Source organism: Pantoea sp. JV6, assembly GCF_025910055.1.
Taxonomy (GTDB): Bacteria; Pseudomonadota; Gammaproteobacteria; order Enterobacterales; family Enterobacteriaceae; genus Pantoea; species Pantoea agglomerans.
The window spans coordinates 736,483-754,596 of sequence record NZ_JAPCIM010000012.1 but is presented as its reverse complement, the minus strand read 5'-3'; the positions used below and the strand labels follow the sequence as shown (position 1 = coordinate 754,596).

At 57.0% G+C, this 18,114-nt stretch carries 15 protein-coding genes; 8 read left to right on the top strand and 7 right to left on the bottom strand.

What is annotated here, in order from left to right; genetic code table 11:
* Positions 1-101 precede the first annotated feature (101 nt).
* The gene (fadE, locus tag OK412_RS13905; protein WP_010255176.1) at positions 102-2,552 is read right to left on the bottom strand and encodes an acyl-CoA dehydrogenase FadE; all 2,451 of its coding nucleotides are present in this window, start codon (positions 2,550-2,552) and stop codon (positions 102-104) included.
* Between the two features lie 253 nt (positions 2,553-2,805).
* Here fadE and lpcA point away from each other — a divergent pair, with 253 nt between their 5' ends.
* Together lpcA and OK412_RS13895 are read left to right on the top strand one after the other, a co-directional pair.
* Positions 2,806-3,384, top strand: coding sequence for a D-sedoheptulose 7-phosphate isomerase (gene lpcA, locus OK412_RS13900; RefSeq protein WP_033756701.1), 579 nt, complete (start codon positions 2,806-2,808; stop codon positions 3,382-3,384).
* A gap of 51 nt (positions 3,385-3,435) precedes the next feature.
* Complete coding sequence (locus OK412_RS13895; protein ID WP_010255181.1) at positions 3,436-4,203, top strand: class II glutamine amidotransferase; 768 nt, start codon at positions 3,436-3,438, stop codon at positions 4,201-4,203.
* On the opposite strand, the gene dpaA is transcribed toward OK412_RS13895, so the two are convergent.
* Complete coding sequence (gene dpaA / locus OK412_RS13890) at positions 4,174-4,917, bottom strand: peptidoglycan meso-diaminopimelic acid protein amidase (protein ID WP_010255183.1); 744 nt, start codon at positions 4,915-4,917, stop codon at positions 4,174-4,176. The two genes, OK412_RS13895 and dpaA, sit on opposite strands and share 30 nt — an antisense overlap.
* 244 nt (positions 4,918-5,161) lie before the next feature.
* Here dpaA and dinB point away from each other — a divergent pair, with 244 nt between their 5' ends.
* Positions 5,162-6,217, top strand: a complete 1,056-nt coding sequence (gene dinB / locus OK412_RS13885; protein WP_031590388.1) for a DNA polymerase IV — start codon at positions 5,162-5,164, stop codon at positions 6,215-6,217.
* Positions 6,218-6,253: 36 nt separating this feature from the next.
* Here the strand turns inward: dinB and OK412_RS13880 are convergent, their stop codons facing one another.
* From OK412_RS13880 to pepD, 4 genes are all read right to left on the bottom strand, one after another.
* Positions 6,254-7,321, bottom strand: coding sequence for a sugar ABC transporter substrate-binding protein (locus OK412_RS13880; RefSeq protein ID WP_010255186.1), 1,068 nt, complete (start codon positions 7,319-7,321; stop codon positions 6,254-6,256).
* Between the two features lie 25 nt (positions 7,322-7,346).
* Positions 7,347-8,348 carry an ABC transporter permease gene (locus tag OK412_RS13875; RefSeq protein ID WP_010671160.1) on the bottom strand — a complete coding sequence of 334 codons (1,002 nt, stop codon included), beginning with the start codon at positions 8,346-8,348 and terminating at the stop codon, positions 7,347-7,349.
* Entirely contained in the window at positions 8,345-9,850 is a 1,506-nt protein-coding gene (locus tag OK412_RS13870; protein WP_031292786.1) for a sugar ABC transporter ATP-binding protein, read from the bottom strand. The genes OK412_RS13875 and OK412_RS13870 overlap by 4 nt, the downstream gene beginning before the upstream one ends.
* A gap of 260 nt (positions 9,851-10,110) precedes the next feature.
* The gene (gene pepD / locus OK412_RS13865) at positions 10,111-11,568 is read right to left on the bottom strand and encodes a beta-Ala-His dipeptidase (protein ID WP_010671162.1); all 1,458 of its coding nucleotides are present in this window, start codon (positions 11,566-11,568) and stop codon (positions 10,111-10,113) included.
* 254 nt (positions 11,569-11,822) lie between these two features.
* Here pepD and gpt point away from each other — a divergent pair, with 254 nt between their 5' ends.
* The 3 genes from gpt to crl all read left to right on the top strand — a co-directional run bounded on the left by gpt (position 11,823) and on the right by crl (position 14,179).
* Positions 11,823-12,281, top strand: coding sequence for a xanthine phosphoribosyltransferase (gene gpt / locus OK412_RS13860; protein WP_009091894.1), 459 nt, complete (start codon positions 11,823-11,825; stop codon positions 12,279-12,281).
* A 116-nt stretch (positions 12,282-12,397) separates the two neighbouring features.
* Positions 12,398-13,645, top strand: coding sequence for an esterase FrsA (frsA, locus tag OK412_RS13855; RefSeq protein WP_264353255.1), 1,248 nt, complete (start codon positions 12,398-12,400; stop codon positions 13,643-13,645).
* Between the two features lie 132 nt (positions 13,646-13,777).
* The gene (crl, locus tag OK412_RS13850) at positions 13,778-14,179 is read left to right on the top strand and encodes a sigma factor-binding protein Crl (RefSeq protein WP_003851176.1); all 402 of its coding nucleotides are present in this window, start codon (positions 13,778-13,780) and stop codon (positions 14,177-14,179) included.
* A 103-nt stretch (positions 14,180-14,282) separates the two neighbouring features.
* Here the strand turns inward: crl and ompC are convergent, their stop codons facing one another.
* Positions 14,283-15,395, bottom strand: coding sequence for a porin OmpC (gene ompC / locus OK412_RS13845; protein WP_010255197.1), 1,113 nt, complete (start codon positions 15,393-15,395; stop codon positions 14,283-14,285).
* A gap of 238 nt (positions 15,396-15,633) precedes the next feature.
* On the opposite strand from ompC, the gene proB reads away from it, so the two are divergent.
* Both proB and proA read left to right on the top strand, forming a co-directional pair.
* Complete coding sequence (gene proB / locus OK412_RS13840) at positions 15,634-16,737, top strand: glutamate 5-kinase (RefSeq protein WP_010255198.1); 1,104 nt, start codon at positions 15,634-15,636, stop codon at positions 16,735-16,737.
* A 10-nt stretch (positions 16,738-16,747) separates the two neighbouring features.
* The gene (proA, locus tag OK412_RS13835; protein ID WP_033766601.1) at positions 16,748-18,001 is read left to right on the top strand and encodes a glutamate-5-semialdehyde dehydrogenase; all 1,254 of its coding nucleotides are present in this window, start codon (positions 16,748-16,750) and stop codon (positions 17,999-18,001) included.
* The last annotated feature ends 113 nt before the right edge of the window (positions 18,002-18,114 follow it).

Here is an 18,114-nt window from a genome sequence, read left to right as displayed (position 1 = left end):
CTAAAGCCATCCCTGGCTCGCTCGGCCCGCGTTGTCCTGACGCGGGACGCTTTCCTCTTCTGACCCTGTTCCTGCGCCGGTGATGCAGGCTAACGCTAACCCTATGCTGCCTCACTCGCCCGCGACGCAGCCTGAGGGGCTTTCTCTGGCACCGGCACTGCCAGCGCATCCGCCTCAAACTCATCGACGTTAATCGAACGCAGGCGGCTGGCCTCAGCACGCTGCAACACTTCAGCCTCTTTAGCATCAATCCAGCCCTGCTCCAGCGCGCGCTTCGCCAGCGCATCCAGCCGGGTAAAGGAGAGGTGCTGCTTCGTCTGTTTGCACAGCCTGTCATGGATCACTTCTGCCGCCATCACATCCTGCAACGCCTGTTCCAGCTGACCGGCAGGGTTGTGCTCGCTGGGCGTCAGGTACATGCCACGGCCCAGACGGCTGCGTGTAGCTGACGGCTGTTGCAGCAGTTTTGCCAGCTGATGGTCCAGACGGTCAGACGGAGCAGGGCAGTGATGACCGCCTGCAAAAATAGTCATCCGCAATGCGCCCGCGACCAGACGGTTCGGGAAATTACGCAGCAGATCGTCCATCGCGACTTCCGCCTGATGTAACGCATCCTGCACGCCCCAGTGTACCAGCGGCAGATCGGCTTCGTTGCGGCCTTCATCGTCATAGCGTTTCAGCGTCGCCGAAGCGAGATAGAGCTGGCTCAGCACATCGCCCAGACGCGCCGAAATACGCTCACGACGTTTCAGGCTGCCGCCCAGCACCGCCATCGACACATCAGAGAGCAACGCCAGGTTGGCACTGATGCGGTTCAGATGCTGATAGTAACGACGGGTGCCATCGCGGGTCGGGGTGGCGCTGGTGCGTCCGGCGGTTAAGCCCAGCCACAGGCTGCGCATGGTGCTGCTGCCGACATGGCCGATGTGGCTGAACAGCGCCTGATCAAACGCGTTAACATCGTTGCTGGCTGCTGCCGCCATCTCCTGCAGTACATAAGGATGGCAGCGAATCGCACCCTGTCCGAAGATAATCATGCTGCGGGTCAGAATATTAGCGCCTTCCACCGTGATGGCGATGGGCGCACCCTGATAGGCGCGGGCCAGGAAGTTGCTGTTACCCAGCATAATGCCTTTACCGCCGGCAATATCCATGGCGTCGATAATGGCGCGCTGACCGCGATGGGTGCAGTGATATTTCACAATCGCTGACAGCACTGCCGGTTTTTCACCCTGCATAATACCGGCGGTAATCAGCGTGGCCGCCGCATCCATCACGTAGGCGTTACCGGCAATGCGCGCCAGCGGCTCTTCAATCCCTTCCATCTTACCGATTGAGACGCGGAACTGACGACGGATATGGGCATAGGCGCCTGTCGCCAGCGCCACACTTTTCAGGCTGCCGGTTGAGTTCGATGGCAGCGTAATGCCGCGACCCACAGACAGACACTCCACCAGCATCCGCCAGCCCTGACCGGCCATTTGTGGGCCGCCGATAATATAGTCAATCGGCACAAAGATATTATTGCCGCGTGTCGGCCCGTTCTGGAACGGCACGTTAAGCGGGAAGTGGCGATGACCTATCTCCACGCCGGGCGTGTTGGTCGGGATCAGCGCACAGGTAATGCCAGGATTCTCGTTATCGCTGAGCAGATGATCCGGATCGGAGAGTTTAAATGCCAGCCCCAGCACGGTGGCGATCGGCGCCAGCGTAATATAACGCTTGTTCCAGGTCAGCCGCATGCCCAGCACCTGCTGACCCTGCCACTCGCCCATGCAGACCACGCCGGTATCGGGGATGGCTCCGGCATCTGAGCCCGCTTCCGGACTGGTCAGCGCAAAGCAGGGGATCTCATCGCCGCGTGCCAGCCGGGGTAAATAGTGATTTTTCTGCTCTTCAGTGCCGTAGTGTTGCAGCAGTTCGCCCGGACCTAATGAGTTAGGCACGCCCACGGTAATCGCCAGAATCCCGGAGACGCCCGACAGTTTTTGCAGCACGCAGGCCTGCGCATAGGCGGAGAAATCGAGTCCGCCATACTCTTTTTTGATAATCATTGCGAAGAAACGATGCTCTTTCAGATAAGCCCAGAGTTCCGGCGGCATATCGGCCAGCTCATGGGTAATCTGGAAATCATTGGCCATGCGGCACGCTTCTTCAACCGGACCATTGAGAAAAGCCTGCTCATCGGCGGTCAGGCGCGGCTGCGGATAGTTGTGCAGCTTCTGCCAGTCTGGTTTGCCCTGAAACAGATCGCCTTCCCACCAGGTGGTGCCCGCATCGATCGCTTCTTTTTCGGTGCGTGACATCGGCGGCATCACCTGCTGGAAGCGCTGAAACATCGGCTTTGAAAACAGGCTGCGGCGCAGTGACGGCAGGTTGAACGGCAGCAGAATGATCGCCAGCGGCAACAGTAACCATGGCGTCCAGAGGTGAGCAAAAGCCATCGCAGCAGTCCACAGCAGCAGAATCGCGCTGCTGAGCCGCAACGACAGGCGGTGATAGAACAGGGCGCCAATCAGCGCCACTGTGGCAAGTATCGAGACAACCATCATAATGAACCGCTCCAAGTAGTAAGAGGTCTGACCTGTTATGTAGAGAGGTTTAGAGCAGTTGGAATGATTTATCAATTTGTTTACATCGCAATTACAACCTGCCTCACAAAAACCGATTTCTGTCCATTTTTGCATCACCCGCTGCAGCGATAATCGCCGCCACTGCCTGGCCAGCCATGGCATGACGCTTTGCGCTGACCGGCCATTCCGTTAAACTTGCTGCGATTAACCTCTCCTAAAAAAGGACATCCCTATGTACCAGGACATTATCCGCTCTGAGCTTAATGAAGCTGCTGATACGCTGAATAAATTCCTCAGCGACGAGGCCAATATCCATGCGATCCAGCGTGCGGCGGTGCTGCTGGCTGACAGCTTTAAGGCGGGCGGCAAGGTGCTTTCCTGCGGTAACGGCGGTTCACATTGCGATGCGATGCATTTCGCTGAAGAGCTGACTGGTCGCTACCGCGAAAATCGTCCTGGCTATCCGGCGATTGCCATCTCTGATGTCAGCCATCTCTCCTGCGTCAGTAATGACTTTGGTTATGACTATGTCTTTTCACGCTATGTGGAAGCGGTAGGGCGTCCGGGCGATGTGCTGCTGGGCCTCTCAACTTCCGGTAACTCTGCCAATATCATTAAAGCGATTGAAGCTGCCCGTGCGCAGGGGATGAAAGTGATCACCCTGACCGGTAAAGATGGCGGTAAGATGGCAGGCAGTGCCGACATTGAAATCCGGGTGCCACACTTTGGTTATGCCGATCGCATCCAGGAGATCCACATTAAAGTGATCCACATCCTGATGCTGCTGGTCGAAAAAGAGATGGTGAAGTAACTGCGCTGGCCTCCCGCCTGACGGGAGGCCGCTTACTCTAAGGCGGTGGCTATGTGCGAATTGCTCGGGATGAGCGCCAATGTTCCCACGGATATCTGTTTCAGCTTTACCGGTCTGGTTCAGCGTGGCGGTGGAACCGGGCCTCACAAAGATGGCTGGGGCATTACCTTCTACGAAGATAAAGGTTGTCGTACGTTTAAAGATCCGCTGCCGAGCTTTAACTCGCCGATTGCGCGTCTGGTGCAGGAGTATCCGATCAAATCGCATTCGGTGGTGGCGCACATCCGCCAGGCGAATCGCGGGCAGGTGTCGCTGGAAAATACCCACCCGTTTACCCGCGAATTGTGGGGCCGTAACTGGACCTATGCGCACAACGGGCAGCTCAGGGGCTATCGGCAGCTGGAGACCGGCACATTCCGGCCGGTGGGTGAAACGGACAGTGAGAAGGCGTTCTGCTGGATCCTGCATCAGTTGGCGACGCGCTATCCGCGTACACCCGGCAACTGGCCTGCGGTATTTCGTTTTATCGGGGAGCTTGCCGGCACGTTGCGGCAGAAGGGCGTGTTTAACATGCTGCTGTCAGACGGCCGTTATCTGATGGCCTTTTGCTCCACCAATCTTTACTGGATCACCCGTCGCGCACCCTTTGGCCGGGCGCAGTTACTGGATCAGGATGTGGAGGTCGATTTTCAGCAGCACACCACGCCGCATGACGTGGTGACGGTGATTGCTACGCAGCCACTGACGGCCAATGAAACCTGGCAGCGGATCGTGCCAGGTGAATGGGCGTTATTCTGCCTTGGAGAGCGCCAGGAATGAACGTGAAGCGGCTTCGGGACTGGCTAAAACCGGTGCCGGGCTGCTGTTCATCACATATTTACCGCTGGCGACATTAACCATCGGCGGCTGATGATATTTAGCAAAGTAAGCGTATCCCGGCTGCAGCTGCTGCCAGAAACTGGCATAGGTGGAGTAGCGGTGACGCTGCATATTGCTGTCGGTCATGCGGAATGGATAGATGCTGATGCTGATATCCTGCTGGCCGTTACGCAGTGCGGCATTCACATAGGTAAAAATCTCATCCATATAGGCGTTAGTCATGGCATAGCAGCCAATCGACTTACAGTCGCCATGAATCATCAGGTAATTGCCGCTGTAGCCCTGATTACGATCGTACTGATTCGGAAAGCCGATGTTGATCGCGCGATAAAACCGGCTATCCGGCTTCAGCTGATTCAGCTTCACGTTGTAAAAACCTTCCGGGCTTTTGAAATCGCCTTCACGACGTTTCGGGCCGAGGCCGCCAGAAAAGTTACAGATGCGGTAGGTGTCCAGCAGGCGGTATTCGTTACCGATTTTGCCGTAGAGTTCGAGCGTGCGTTCTTCCTTGAAGATCTGGATATAGACCGGGGTGCCGAGTAACTGCTTCTTTAATTCTTTGCTGACCGGTGCCGTTGAGACGGGTTCGGGTGTCATTGCCATGCTGAGGGCTGGCAGTAAAATCATCGCAAACAGGAGTGCGATTTTGCCCATGCTGTGTGTACCTTGAGGTGAAGAGAACATGACGCAAAATGTGCGTCTCTGTTTGCATTATCGGAACTGTCCGCTACCGCAGCGCAACATTAAACATTGTCTGTTTTTTTAGCAAGACGGCGTCAGCCAAATTCGCGATTTACTGAAAGATATTCGGCCAGAAATTTGTAAACTTTAATCGTCAGCGCGACAAATATTGCAGTTACCCCTGCCAACTGTATACTTATCCAGTGCCGGAGGGGGTATGCGTAAAATCATTCATGTCGATATGGACTGCTTCTATGCCGCGGTGGAGATGCGTGATAATCCCCAGCTGCGCGACATCCCGATCGCCATTGGTGGCAGCCGCGAACGTCGCGGCGTGATCAGCACCGCCAACTATCCGGCGCGCAAATTTGGCGTGCGCAGCGCGATGCCAACCGGCATGGCCCTCAAGTTATGCCCGCATCTGCGTCTGCTGCCAGGACGCTTTGACGCCTATAAAGAAGCCTCCGCGCAGATCCGCGACATCTTTACCCGCTATACGCCGCTGATTGAACCGCTCTCCCTCGATGAAGCTTACCTGGATGTCACCGACAGCCCCCACTGTCACGGCTCTGCCACACTGATGGCGCAGGCGATCCGTGCCACCATCTACCGTGAAACCGGGCTTACCGCCTCAGCGGGCATCGCCCCGATTAAATTTCTGGCGAAGATCGCCTCTGACCTCAATAAGCCGGACGGCCAGTTCGTGATTACCCCGCCGGAGATGTCCGGTTTTCTGCTGACTCTGCCGCTGGCGAAGATCCCTGGCGTCGGCAAGGTCTCGGCCAAAAAGCTGGAAGAGATGGGGCTGGTAACCTGTGGCGACGTGCAGAAGGCGGACTTAGCGCTGCTGTTAAAGCGCTTTGGTAAGTTTGGCCGGGTGCTGTGGGAGCGCAGCAATGGCATTGATGACCGCAGCGTGATCGTTGAGCGCGAGCGTAAATCGCTGGGGGTTGAACGGACGCTGGCGGAAGATATCAGCGACTGGGATGCCTGCCTGGAAATTATCGATTTTCTCTACGCCGAACTGGATCGCCGGCTGACGCAGATCCGGCCTGACAAGCAGGTGGCGCGTCAGGGCGTCAAACTGAAGTTCAGTGATTTTCAGCAGACGACCCAGGAGCATATCTGGCCGGTGCTGAACAAAGAGGACATGATTGCCATCGCCCGTAAAACCTGGGATGAGCGTCGTGCCGGGCGCGGCGTGCGGCTGGTAGGATTACATGTGACTATGGTGGATCCCCAGCTGGAGCGTCAGCTGCTGCTGGGTCTGTAACCGTCAGCCTCACCGACCGGCAAGGCTGACATCCGATTACTTCTTATATTTCGCCGCCAGGGTCGCAAACCACGGGGCAACGAAATCCTCATTGCTGCCCCAGCCCGGAATGATCTTGTTCAGTGACGCGACGTTCACCGCGCCAGGCTGGCTGTTAAGCTGCTGCTGAGAGATCGATGCCGCTTTAAACTGATAAGTCGCTGGCGTCTCTTCACCGGCAATTTTCTTCGCCACCAGACGCATATTCACCGCGCCAATGGTTTTAGGATCGACCGCTACCGTCTGCACCCACGGGCTGTTTTTCTCGCGCATCAGCTGCAAATCCTGGTTCGAGACATCAATGCTATAGAGCTTGATCTCGGTACGGCCATTCTCCTGCAGCGCTTTGTAAGCGCCCTGGCTGAAGGCATCCCAGGCACCCCAGATGGCGTCGATTTTGCCTTTCGGGTATTTCGCCAGAATCGCGCCAATTTTATTGGCGGTGTCGCCCTGAACGTCAGTTGAAACCGCACCAATCGACTCAAGCTGATGAATGCCCGGATTCTCTTTCAGCAGTTTTTCATACACCACCTGACGGCGTTCCATCGGCGGGAAACCGGCAACCCATAGCTTGACGATGTTCGCCTTGCCGTTGAAATCATGGATGAGCTGGCCCAGCGACAACTGCGCCAGTGAAGCGTCATCCTGCGCGGTGACGGTGACGCCCGGGATCGGGCTATCCACCGGCGTATCAAACACCGACAGCTTAATGCCTGCATCGGCAATGCGCTTCACCAGTCCGCTGGCGTAGGGCGCTTTACCGTGCGACAGCACGATGCCGTCATATTTCTGGCTGATCGCCTGATTCACGAAATCCTGGAAGCGCGCATCGTCGCCGTTGCTGAGAAAGGTGCTGACCTTGAAGCCAAGCTGGCGACCCTGCTGAATGGCACCGGCAACAAACTGGGTGGTGTTGTCATCGGAGCCGAGATTGCGGATCACCGCAATACGGATCGGGCCATCATGACTGGCGATAGCCGCAGGCACCGGCGTGACGGTATCCGCGAAGGCGGCGCTGGCGTTCAGCAGGCTCAGGGCCAGCAGCGAGAGTGTTATTTTTTGCATTGTTATCAACTCCGGTAAACGCGCCTCAGCGGCGCTGGATATAGGTGATCGCCAGTGCTAAAGCCAGCACCAGCCCTTTAATAATGTCCATGGCGTAGTAGGGAACAGAGAGCATCACCAGACCGTTCTGCAGCACGCCGAGGATCACCGCACCGACCAGCGTGCCCAGCGCATTCGGCTTGCCGGAGCCCGCCAGTGAGAAGCCAATCCACGCCGCCGCGACGGCGTCCATCAGGTAGCCGCTACCGGCATTCACCTGCGAGGAGCCGATACGCGAGGCGAGCAGAATGCCGCCCAGGCCGGCCAGCAGTGAGGCGATCACATACGCCAGCACCCGATAGCGGGTGGTGCGGATGCCGGAGAGGCGCGCCGCTTCCGGATTGCCGCCCAGCGCATACATCCGGCGACCATGTTTAGTCAGGGAGAGCGCCAGCTGCGCGGCGACGGTAACGACCAGCATAATGATGACGATGGTGGGCACCTGGCCGAGCAGGCCAAACGCCGCCGGAATGGTGCCTTCCGCCATATCACCGCTCGGCAGCACCATGTTCTCGGTGATCGATCCGCCAAAGCTGTAGGTCATCGCCACACCCTGAATCACGAACAGTGTCGCCAGCGTTGCCAGCATGTCGGGGATGCGCAGGATCACAATCAGAAAGGCGTTAAACAGCCCGACCAGGGTGCAGAGCGCCAGGGTGAGCAGAATGGCGGTGGTAGTGCCGAAGCCGTACCAGACAAACAGTGAAATCACCAGTGCATTGGCCAGCGAGGCGGTCGATCCGACCGACAGATCAAAGCCGCCAACGGTCAGCGAGATCGAGACGCCGATAGCAATCACCGTGACAATGGCAATTGAGCGCAGAATATTGATGATATTGTTGGGTTCAAGGAAGCTGTCGGAGGCGAGACCAAAGGCGGCGATCAGGATCACCACCGTGAGCAACATGCCCCATTTATAGAGAAAGTCGAACAACTGGTGACGCCACGGCGAGGCTGTCAGATTCAGGCTGGTTTCTTTGCTGCTCACGCAGGGGTTCCTCCGGTGGAATAGAGCAAAAGCGTCTCTTCGGTGACGTCGCGTGCAGCCAGTTCGGCCACAATGCGTCCATCCCAGAGCACGCAAATCCGGTCGCATAAACCGACCAGTTCAGAAAACTCTCCCGACGCGTAAATGATGCCTTTCCCCTCGCGCGCCAGGTTATCGATCAGGGTGAAGAGTTCGGTTTTGGCTTTGATATCGACGCCTTTCGTCGGCTCATCGAAAATCAGCACGTCGGCGTTGTTGCGCAGCCATTTGCCTATCGCCACTTTCTGCTGATTGCCGCCGGAGAGACGGCGCAGCGTCTGTGCCGGACCGGTGGTGCGCACCTGCAACTGCTGGATAACCTGCTCCGCCCAGCGCCACGCCTGGCGATGGCCAAACAGGCTCCAGCGCGAAAAGCTGTCGTCTGCGCTGACGCTGAGGTTCATTGCCACCGACTCATCAATAAAGATCCCCTCTTTGCGCCGCTCCTCCGGCACCAGCGCCATGCGGCGACTGACGGAGTCATGCGGCGAACGGGGCTGCCACGGCTGGCCATGCAGTTCACCGCGACTGACGCGGCTTTTGCTGGCACCAAACAGCGCCTTACAGAGTTCGGTTTTACCGGCACCGGCCAGGCCTGCAATGCCCAGAATTTCCCCTTTGTGCAATCGTAGCGAGATATCCTGCAGCAGTTGCTCATCATGAAGACCGTCAATCGCCAGCAGCAGCGGCTGAGTCTGCTGCGCACGACGGGCCGGGAAGATATCGGTGAGCTGATGCCCCAGCATCTTCTCCACGATCTGCTCACCGCTCAGTGCCGCCATCGGGCCGGTTTCGATCAACCGGCCATCACGCAGCACCGTCAGCTGGTCACAGATTGCTTTCAGTTCATGAATGCGGTGAGAGATAAACACCACGCCGATGCCGCTGGCCTGCAGGCGACGCACCACAGCAAACAGCCGCTCACTTTCATGCTGATCCAGCGGGGCGGTGGGTTCATCCAGAATCAGAAAGCGGCAGTGGTGTGACAGCGCGCGCGCCAGCAGAATTTGCTGCTTTTCAGCCAGGGTGCAGCGCTCCACCAGCCGGTTGACGTCCAGCGCCACGTCGAGCTGAGCCAGCAGCGCCCGCGCCTGACGCCGAACCTCGCCCCAGCGATAGCGGTGGCCAGGCTCTGCCAGCCGATCCAGCAGAATGTTTTCCGCTACGCTGAGCTGCGGCACCAGCGCCACGTCCACTTCCTGCTGAACCAGATGGATACCCAGCCGTTTCGCATCACGCGGCGTACGGATGGAGACCGGCTCACCATCCAGCAGGATCTCGCCGCTGTAGTGGCTGTGCGCACCGGAAAGGATCGCCATCAGTGTTGACTTGCCCGCGCCGTTAGCGCCGGTCAGTGCATGTACCGAATGGCCGTCACTGCGGAAATCCACCGACGATAGCGCGGCAAACCCGCCAAAAGCGATGGAGATGTTACGCATCTCAAGGCAGTTTAACCCTGGCATGTCATTACTCTCCTGAAGAATCACTGGCCGCATTTTTTCCTGAACCTTCAGGCGCGGCAACAGCCGAAAGCGCATAAGCTAGCACGAAATCTTATTAGCCATCCAGACATCTGGACATAATGGCGGCTACAACCAGCGAAGCGCGGGAAAGCGGCGGAATAGCGGGGGAAAGGGCGGAAAAGGCAGCGAATTATGCTGGGGGAAAGTCACAGGCATAAAAAAACCAGGCCGGAGCCTGGTTTACTTTTTTTGTGCCAGAATTACTTTTCTGGCACCACATTCAGCAGGGTGGTCAGCAGTTTCCAGTAAAGGCCAACGCTTTCGATGTGAACCTGCTCATCCGGCGAGTGCGGCCCGGTGATGGTCGGCCCAATCGATACCATATCCATCTCCGGATACGGTTTTTTGAACAGACCACACTCCAGACCGGCGTGGATCACCTGAATGTTCGGGGTCTTATCAAACAGCGCGATATAGGTCTGACGGGTCAGCGCCATAATGGCGGAGTCCGCATCAGGCTGCCAGCCTGGGTAGCCGCCTTTCGCTTTGGTCTGTGCACCGGCCAGCTGGCCCAGTGAGGTCAGCATCTGCACCACATAATCGCGGCCGGTGTCGATCAGCGAACGGATCAGGCAGTTGATCTCTGCATGATCGGCTTCCATGGTCACCACACCGATATTCAGTGAGGTTTCTACTACGCCTTTCGCCACGTCGGAGTTGCGGATCACACCGTTTGGCATGCTGTTGAGCAGGTTCAGGAAGCGATCGCGGCTGTCAGCGTTCAGCGCATCACCCTGATGCGCCAGCGGCTCAGTGACCAGTGCGATGTTCGGCTCTTTGATGCCGTGCTCATTTTTGATGGCGCTCAGGAAGTGCGCCGCCGCTGATTTCAGCGCATCCGCTTTGTGGCTCTCGACCGCCACGGTAGCGAAGGCTTCACGCGGGATCGCGTTGCGCAGCGTACCGCCGCTGAAGGCCAGCAGACGCAGATCCAGTTCAGCAGCGTGTGCCGCCAGGAAGCGCGCCAGCAGTTTGTTGGCGTTGCCGAGGCCCATATGAATATCGGCACCGGAGTGACCGCCACGCAGGCCTTTCAGCGTCAGCTTCAGGGTCTGGAATTCAGCAGGCACCGCTTCACGGGTCAGCGGCAGGGTGGTGACGAAGTCGATACCGCCCGCGCAGCCCATGTAGATCTCACCTTCTTCTTCGGAGTCGGTGTTGATCAGGATTTCTGCCTGCAGCCAGTTGGGTTGCAGACCGAATGCGCCATCCATACCGGTCTCTTCAGTCATGGTCAGCAGCACTTCCAGCGGGCCATGCGTCAGGCTGTTGTCAGCCAGTACTGCCAGCGCAGAAGCCATACCGATGCCGTTGTCCGCGCCCAGCGTGGTGCCGCGCGCTTTCACCCACTCGCCGTCAACCCAGGGCTGAATCGGATCTTTGGTGAAGTCATGAACGGTGTCATTATTTTTCTGCGGCACCATATCCAGATGCGCCTGCAGCGCAACCGGGGTACGGTTTTCCATGCCTGCGGTGGCGGGCTTACGAATCAGGATGTTGCCGACCTGATCGCGCTCACACCAGAAGCCTTGCTCTTTGGCCCAGCCGACGATGTAACTCGCCAGCGCTTCTTCGTGAAAAGAGGGATGGGGAATAGAGCAGATCTTAGCGAAAATATCCCACAGCGGCTGTGGAGAGAGTTGAGACAATTCAGACACGACAGGTCTCCTGTGTCAGTGTACCGGCGAGGCCGGACATCGCGAGTTTCCAGTGAAAAATCGCCGTCAGAGAATCTGACGAGCCAGGCCCGAGAATATCACTGTTTTCTACCGGGTGCGCTCTCAGACGCGCTAAAAAGCCGCAACCAGTGCGCGGGTGCTGGTTTTTAGTGCGTCAACTCCTTATAATCTCGCGCAACCTTTTCCCCGTTGCACATTTTTACGCCACCTCGGTTGGCTGGGATTTCTATTCTATGAGCGAAAAATACGTCGTTACCTGGGACATGCTTCAGATTCATGCCCGTAAACTGGCCCAGCGGCTGCTTCCTGTTGAACAGTGGAAAGGCATTATCGCGGTGAGCCGCGGCGGTCTGGTACCGGCTTCGCTGCTGGCACGTGAACTGGGTATCCGCTACGTCGATACCGTCTGCATCTCCAGCTATGACCACGATCATCAGCGCGAAATGAAAGTTCTGAAGCGCGCAGAAGGCGACGGCGAAGGCTTTATCGTGATCGATGACCTGGTGGATACCGGCGGCACCGCCCAGGCGATTCGCGAGATGTACCCGAAAGCGCGTTTCTGCACCATTTTCGCTAAACCGGCCGGTCGCTCACTGGTTGATGATTATATTGTCGATATTCCGCAGGATACCTGGATCGAGCAGCCGTGGGATATGGGCGTGGTCTACATCCCGCCGATTGTTAAAAGCTGATTGATATGCATCAGACAACGCCCGGTTTTCCGGGCGTTGTGCTTTCTGTGCCTCGCACCCCGAATTGCCGTACAGTACACTTAGCCATCGCCGTTTCTGTTGCAGGAGAAGTGAGTATGTCGAGCAAAAATCTCAGCGAGGAGTTGTTCAAACCGCGCTTTAAACATCCTGAAACCTCAACCCTGGTTCGCCGCCACCATCATGCTACTTCGGATGTCCACTCAGCCCTGGATGGTGACAGCCAGCGTGGCTGGTATCGTATGCTGAATAAGCTGATGTGGACATGGCGTGGCCTGACGCCGCAGGAGATCAGCGAAGTGCTGGCTCGGATTGCCATCAGCAATGTTGAACATACGGATGAGACGCTGCTCGACACTGTAATCGGTTTTCGCGGCGGCAACTGGCATTTCGAATGGTGTAAACAGGCGGGTATCTGGCAGCAGAAAGCGCTGGAGGCCACCGACGACAGCGAGGCGGGCGACTACTGGCTGCACGCGGCGCATCTCTACAGCGTTGCGGCCTATCCCTATATAAAAGGGGATGAGCTGGCCGACCAGGCGCAGACGCTGGCGAACCGCGCCTATGAAGAGGCGACTCAACGCCTGCCGGGCGAGCTGAAACCGCTGACGTTCGCCATTCAGGGTGGCAGCCCGGTTAACGGCTTTCTGCACATGCCGCCTGACGTTGAAGCGCCTTATCCCACCGTGCTGTTCTGTGGCGCGCTCGACTCATTACAGAGCGATCACTATCGCCTGTTCCATGATTACCTGGCACCGCGCGGCATCGCCATGCTGACCATTGATGTGCCGTCGGTAGGCAACTCGGTGAAATGGACGCTAAATCAGGACACCAGCTTTCTGCATCAGCAGGTGCTGCGCGATCTGAAAAACGTGCCCTGGATCGACCATATCCGCGTGGCGGCGTTTGGTTATCGCTTTGGCGCTAACGTGGCCGTACGACTGGCCTATCTGGAATCGCAGCGGCTGCGTGGGGTCGCCTGTCTTGGCCCGATTGTGCATGCGCTGCTGACGCAGACAGCGTTGCAGGATGAGATCCCGGATATGTATATGGATATGCTGGCGAGCCGGCTGGGCATGGCAACCGCTTCTGACAGTGCGCTGCGTACCGAACTCAATCGATATTCGCTGAAAACTCAGGGATTGCTGGGCCGCCGGACGCCGACACCCATGCTGTCGGGCTACTGGCAAAACGATCTTTTCAGCCCGGAAGAGGAGAGCAAGCTGATCGCTAACTCTTCGTCAGATGGCAAAGCGTTGCTGATTCCGGTGAAGCCGATGATGGCCAGTTTCGACAAGGCGCTGAATGAAATTTGCGACTGGCTGGAGAAGCGTTTAAAAAGGTAACTGGCAAAATTTACAGTATTTGCTACAACTAGTAGCGGAATTCTTCCGGGCTGCCGTTAAGCGAAACATGACATCCCCTGGCCGTCCGGAAAATCAAGGCTGTATAGCGGTCAAAATCTATGGAGATTCAGCATGACGTTACCAAGTGGTCATCCCCGCAGTCGCCTGCTTAAGCGCTTTACGGAGCTTGGGCCTTATATTCGCGATGGGAAATGTGGCGAAACCCGGTTCTTTTTCGACTGCCTGGCTGCCTGCGTTAATGTGAAACCGGCACCGGAACTGCGTGAGTTCTGGGGCTGGTGGATGGAGCTGGAAGCGCAGGCTGACCACTTTACCTATGTCTACCATATCGGTCTGTTCGATAAAGAGGGTGACTGGTCGGTGGCAACCATCAAAGGCAAAGAGAATACGGCGCGCGTGGAAGAGACCTTACGGAATTTCCATACCCGTCTGAAAGCGATGCTGAAAGAGTTCGAGCTGGATCTGATTCCGGCCAGCGATTTCGATGAGAAACCGGTGAAGCTGAGCGCCTGATTGGGTGGTTCGCTTATACAACAAGCAAAGGGCGCGTTGAAAAACGCGCCCTTTTTTATGCTCATACATTCTGTAGCTTATGCTGTCCGGCATTAGCCTGAAATCAGAACTGGTAAGTCACACCCATCGCGACCACGTCATCGTTGTTAATCGACAGCGCGTTGTCATCATCCAGCTGGTTGATTTTGTAATCAACGAAGGCGGACATATTTTTGTTGAAGTAGTAGGTCGCGCCCACATCGATATATTTCACCAGATCCGCATCGCCGATACCGTTTTCGATATCTTTGCCTTTGGTCTGTACATAGCCAATGGAAGGACGCAGGCCGAAATCAAACTGATACTGCGCCACGAGTTCGATGTTCTGCGCTTTGTTGGCTGCGCCTGCGACGGTAGCACCGGTGTTACGGTTGGTGCCGCTGATTGGTGTCATGTTGCGGGTATCGGTATAGATCGCCGCCAGGTAGACGCTGTTGGCATCATATTTCACGCCTGCACCCCAGGAATCCGCACGGTCACCGCCGCCATAGGCACGTGCCTGCTGCTGGTTGGTACGGTCAGAAGAGGTGATGGCACTCATCAGGCTCACACCGGAATCACCCAGGGCATAGCCCAGTGAGGCACCGTAGCCGTCGCCATTCTGACGGTTGATGTCGGTGCGGGTGTTGGCGCTGGTGGCGTCGTTTTTACCCTGATACTGCAACGCAAACTTCAGCCCATCGACCAGACCAAAGAAGTTGTTGTTACGGTAAGTCGCCACACCGGTAGCGCGCTGGGTCATAAAGTTATCGGAACGGGCTGTACCGTCACCGCCGAATTCCGGGAACACGTCGGTCCAGGCCTCAACGTCATACAGCACACCGTAGTTACGACCGTAATCGACCGAACCATACTGCGAGAATTTCAGACCAGCAAACCCAAGGCGGGTTTTGTTGCCATTGTTGGCGTCGCTGCCCTCGGAGTTATTGACGTTGTACTGATATTCCCACTGACCATAACCGGTCATCAGGTCGTTAATCTGTGTCTGACCCTTAAAGCCGATACGGGTATAGGACTTGTCTCCATCCTGGCTGGCATTATCGCTGATGTAGTGCTCAGCTTTAACTTTGCCGTATAAGTCCAGTTTGTTGCCATCTTTGTTATAGATTTCGGCAGCCTGCGCGGCAGATGCCAGCGTCAGCGTGGAGAGGATCATGGCCAGTGTGCTTTTCTTCATTTGCTATCAATCCCAATGTGAACGCCGTAAAAAAATGAAAGTTTTTGTAAAGCACGGACTTTTTACCCGTCGGCGATGAACTTTTTATGTCACTTTTCATGATTTCTTGTTAACCCTGAACTTTTGGTCTACGTCCTTGTCCGCGTAAATTCGTGCTTTTCCCCCGCTGGCTGTTGGCTTCCTTATCGACTCCTGTTAAAACGTCCTTTCGTAAAAATTTTTCACTACGGCAGGAAATATGAGTGGCAGTCAGACCTTAGTGGTCAAGTTGGGTACCAGCGTTCTCACCGGCGGCTCCCGCCGGCTGAATCGGGCGCACATGGTGGAACTGGTTCGTCAGTGTGCGCAGCAGCACGCGGCGGGCCACCGCATTGTGATTGTGACCTCTGGCGCGATGGCCGCCGGACGCGAACATCTGGGTTACCCCGAACTGCCACCCACCATCGCCTCAAAGCAGCTGCTGGCTGCGGTGGGGCAGAGCCGTCTGATTCAGCTGTGGGAACAGTTGTTCTCAATCTACGGTATCCATATTGGTCAGATGTTGCTGACCCGTGCCGACATGGAAGATCGCGAGCGCTTCCTGAATGCCCGCGACACGCTGCGCGCGCTGCTGGATAACCACATTGTGCCGGTGATCAATGAGAACGATGCCGTCGCCACCGCTGAAATCAAAGTGGGTGACAACGACAATCTCTCGGCGCTGGCGGCGATGCTCGGCGGTGCCGACAAGCTGCTGCTGCTGACCGACCAGCAGGGACTGTTCACCGCCGATCCGCGTAACAATCCTGAGGCTGAGCTGATCAGTGATGTCCATGTGATTGATGATGCGTTGCGTGCCCTGGCGGGCGACAGCGTATCGGGTCTTGGCACTGGTGGCATGTCGACCAAGCTTCAGGCGGCGGATGTCGCCTGCCGCGCCGGTATCGATGTGATCATCGCCTCAGGCAGTCGCAGCGGCGTAATCAGCGATGTTATTGACGGCAAGCCGGTCGGTACGCGCTTTCATGCGCAGCAATCGCCGCTGGAAAATCGTAAACGCTGGATTTTCGGTGCGCCTCCGGCAGGTGAACTCACCGTCGATGATGGTGCGCTGGCAGCAATTATTGAACGCGGCAGTTCGCTGCTACCGAAAGGGATCCGTGCTATCCAGGGGAATTTCTCGCGTGGAGAAGTGATCCGTATCCGCAGTTTGCAGGGCAGGGATATCGCGCATGGTGTTTCACGCTACAACAGCGACGCGATGCGGATGATTGCCGGTCATCACAGCCAGCAGATCAGCGAAATCCTGGGCTATGAATATGGCCCGGTGGCGGTTCACCGCGACGACATGATCGTCAGTTAAGGAGCGGACAATGCTTGAAGAGATGGGAAAAGCGGCGCGCGCCGCAGCTTACACCGTGGCCGATCTGTCGACGGCAGAGAAAAATCAGGTTCTGATGACTATTGCCGACCGTCTGGAGGCGGAAAGCGCAGACATTCTGGCGGCCAATGAGCTGGATTTAGCCGATGCGCGTCAGAACGGCATGAGCGCCGCGCTGCTGGACCGGCTGACACTCAATCCGCAACGCCTCGGCAGCATCGCCAGCGATGTGCGCCAGGTCTGCCAGCTGGCCGATCCGGTTGGACAGCTAATTGACGGCGGTCAGCTCGACAGCGGGCTGCGCATTGAGCGTCGTCGCGTGCCGCTGGGCGTGGTGGCCGTAATCTACGAGGCGCGTCCCAATGTCACGGTGGACGTCGCCACTCTGTGCCTGAAAACCGGCAACGCCGCCATTCTGCGCGGCGGTAAAGAGACCTGGCGCACCAATGCGGCCACGGTACGAGTGATCCAGAACGCGCTCAAACAGCACGGTCTGCCTGCGGCGATCGTTCAGGCGATCGAAAATCCGGATCGCGAGCTGGTGAATCAGCTACTGAAGCTGGATCGCTACGTCGATATGCTGATCCCGCGTGGCGGAGCCGGGCTGCATAAGCTGTGCCGGGAAAATTCGACTATTCCGGTGATCACCGGCGGCATCGGCGTCTGTCACATCTACATTGATGAGACGATGGAGATCGAACCGGCACTTGATCTGATCGTCAACGCCAAGAAACAGCGTCCCAGCGCCTGTAACTCACTGGAGACGCTGCTGGTGGATCAGGCGATTGCTGATCGTTTCCTACCCGCCTTCAGCGCGCGTATGGCACAGGAAGCGATCGCGTTGCATGCTGACAGCAACGTGCTGGCGCAACTGCAGCAAGGCCCGGCATCGGTCACGCAGGTGAATCCGCAGCAGTACAATGATGAGTGGCTGTCGCTGGATCTTAACGTCAAATTAGTGGCGGATATGGATGAGGCGATCGATCACATCCGTACGCACGGCACGCAGCACTCGGATGCCATCCTGACCCGTAATACCCGCAACGCCGCGCGTTTTGTCCGTCAGGTCGACTCCTCAGCGGTCTATGTCAACGCAAGCACCCGCTTCACCGATGGCGGACAGTTTGGCCTGGGTGCCGAAGTGGCGGTCAGTACCCAGAAACTGCATGCCCGTGGTCCGATGGGATTAGAGGCGCTGACGACCTATAAATGGATAGCATGGGGCGACGATACGCTCCGGCCATAACTGCCATAATTTTTAACAAAGCGGGAGTCTTTCAGAGACTCCCGTTTTTTTTAGCTCCATTTTCCGGTCCAGTGAAAGATAGAGTTTTCTGCGCATCAGCTTAATTTCCGTTC

Bases quoted from the DNA above. Each gene is read 5' to 3' on its own strand.
- proA (WP_033766601.1), top strand. From the start codon at position 16,748: ATGCTTGAAGAGATGGGAAAAGCGGCGCGCGCCGCAGCTTACACCGTG.
- crl (WP_003851176.1), top strand. From the start codon at position 13,778: ATGACGTTACCAAGTGGTCATCCCCGCAGTCGCCTGCTTAAGCGCTTT.
- OK412_RS13880 (WP_010255186.1), bottom strand. From the start codon at position 7,321: ATGCAAAAAATAACACTCTCGCTGCTGGCCCTGAGCCTGCTGAACGCC.
- dpaA (WP_010255183.1), bottom strand. From the start codon at position 4,917: ATGGGCAAAATCGCACTCCTGTTTGCGATGATTTTACTGCCAGCCCTC.
- lpcA (WP_033756701.1), top strand. From the start codon at position 2,806: ATGTACCAGGACATTATCCGCTCTGAGCTTAATGAAGCTGCTGATACG.
- frsA (WP_264353255.1), top strand. From the start codon at position 12,398: ATGTCGAGCAAAAATCTCAGCGAGGAGTTGTTCAAACCGCGCTTTAAA.
- dinB (WP_031590388.1), top strand. From the start codon at position 5,162: ATGCGTAAAATCATTCATGTCGATATGGACTGCTTCTATGCCGCGGTG.
- proB (WP_010255198.1), top strand. From the start codon at position 15,634: ATGAGTGGCAGTCAGACCTTAGTGGTCAAGTTGGGTACCAGCGTTCTC.
- OK412_RS13895 (WP_010255181.1), top strand. From the start codon at position 3,436: ATGTGCGAATTGCTCGGGATGAGCGCCAATGTTCCCACGGATATCTGT.
- OK412_RS13870 (WP_031292786.1), bottom strand. From the start codon at position 9,850: ATGCCAGGGTTAAACTGCCTTGAGATGCGTAACATCTCCATCGCTTTT.
- fadE (WP_010255176.1), bottom strand. From the start codon at position 2,552: ATGATGGTTGTCTCGATACTTGCCACAGTGGCGCTGATTGGCGCCCTG.
- ompC (WP_010255197.1), bottom strand. From the start codon at position 15,395: ATGAAGAAAAGCACACTGGCCATGATCCTCTCCACGCTGACGCTGGCA.
- gpt (WP_009091894.1), top strand. From the start codon at position 11,823: ATGAGCGAAAAATACGTCGTTACCTGGGACATGCTTCAGATTCATGCC.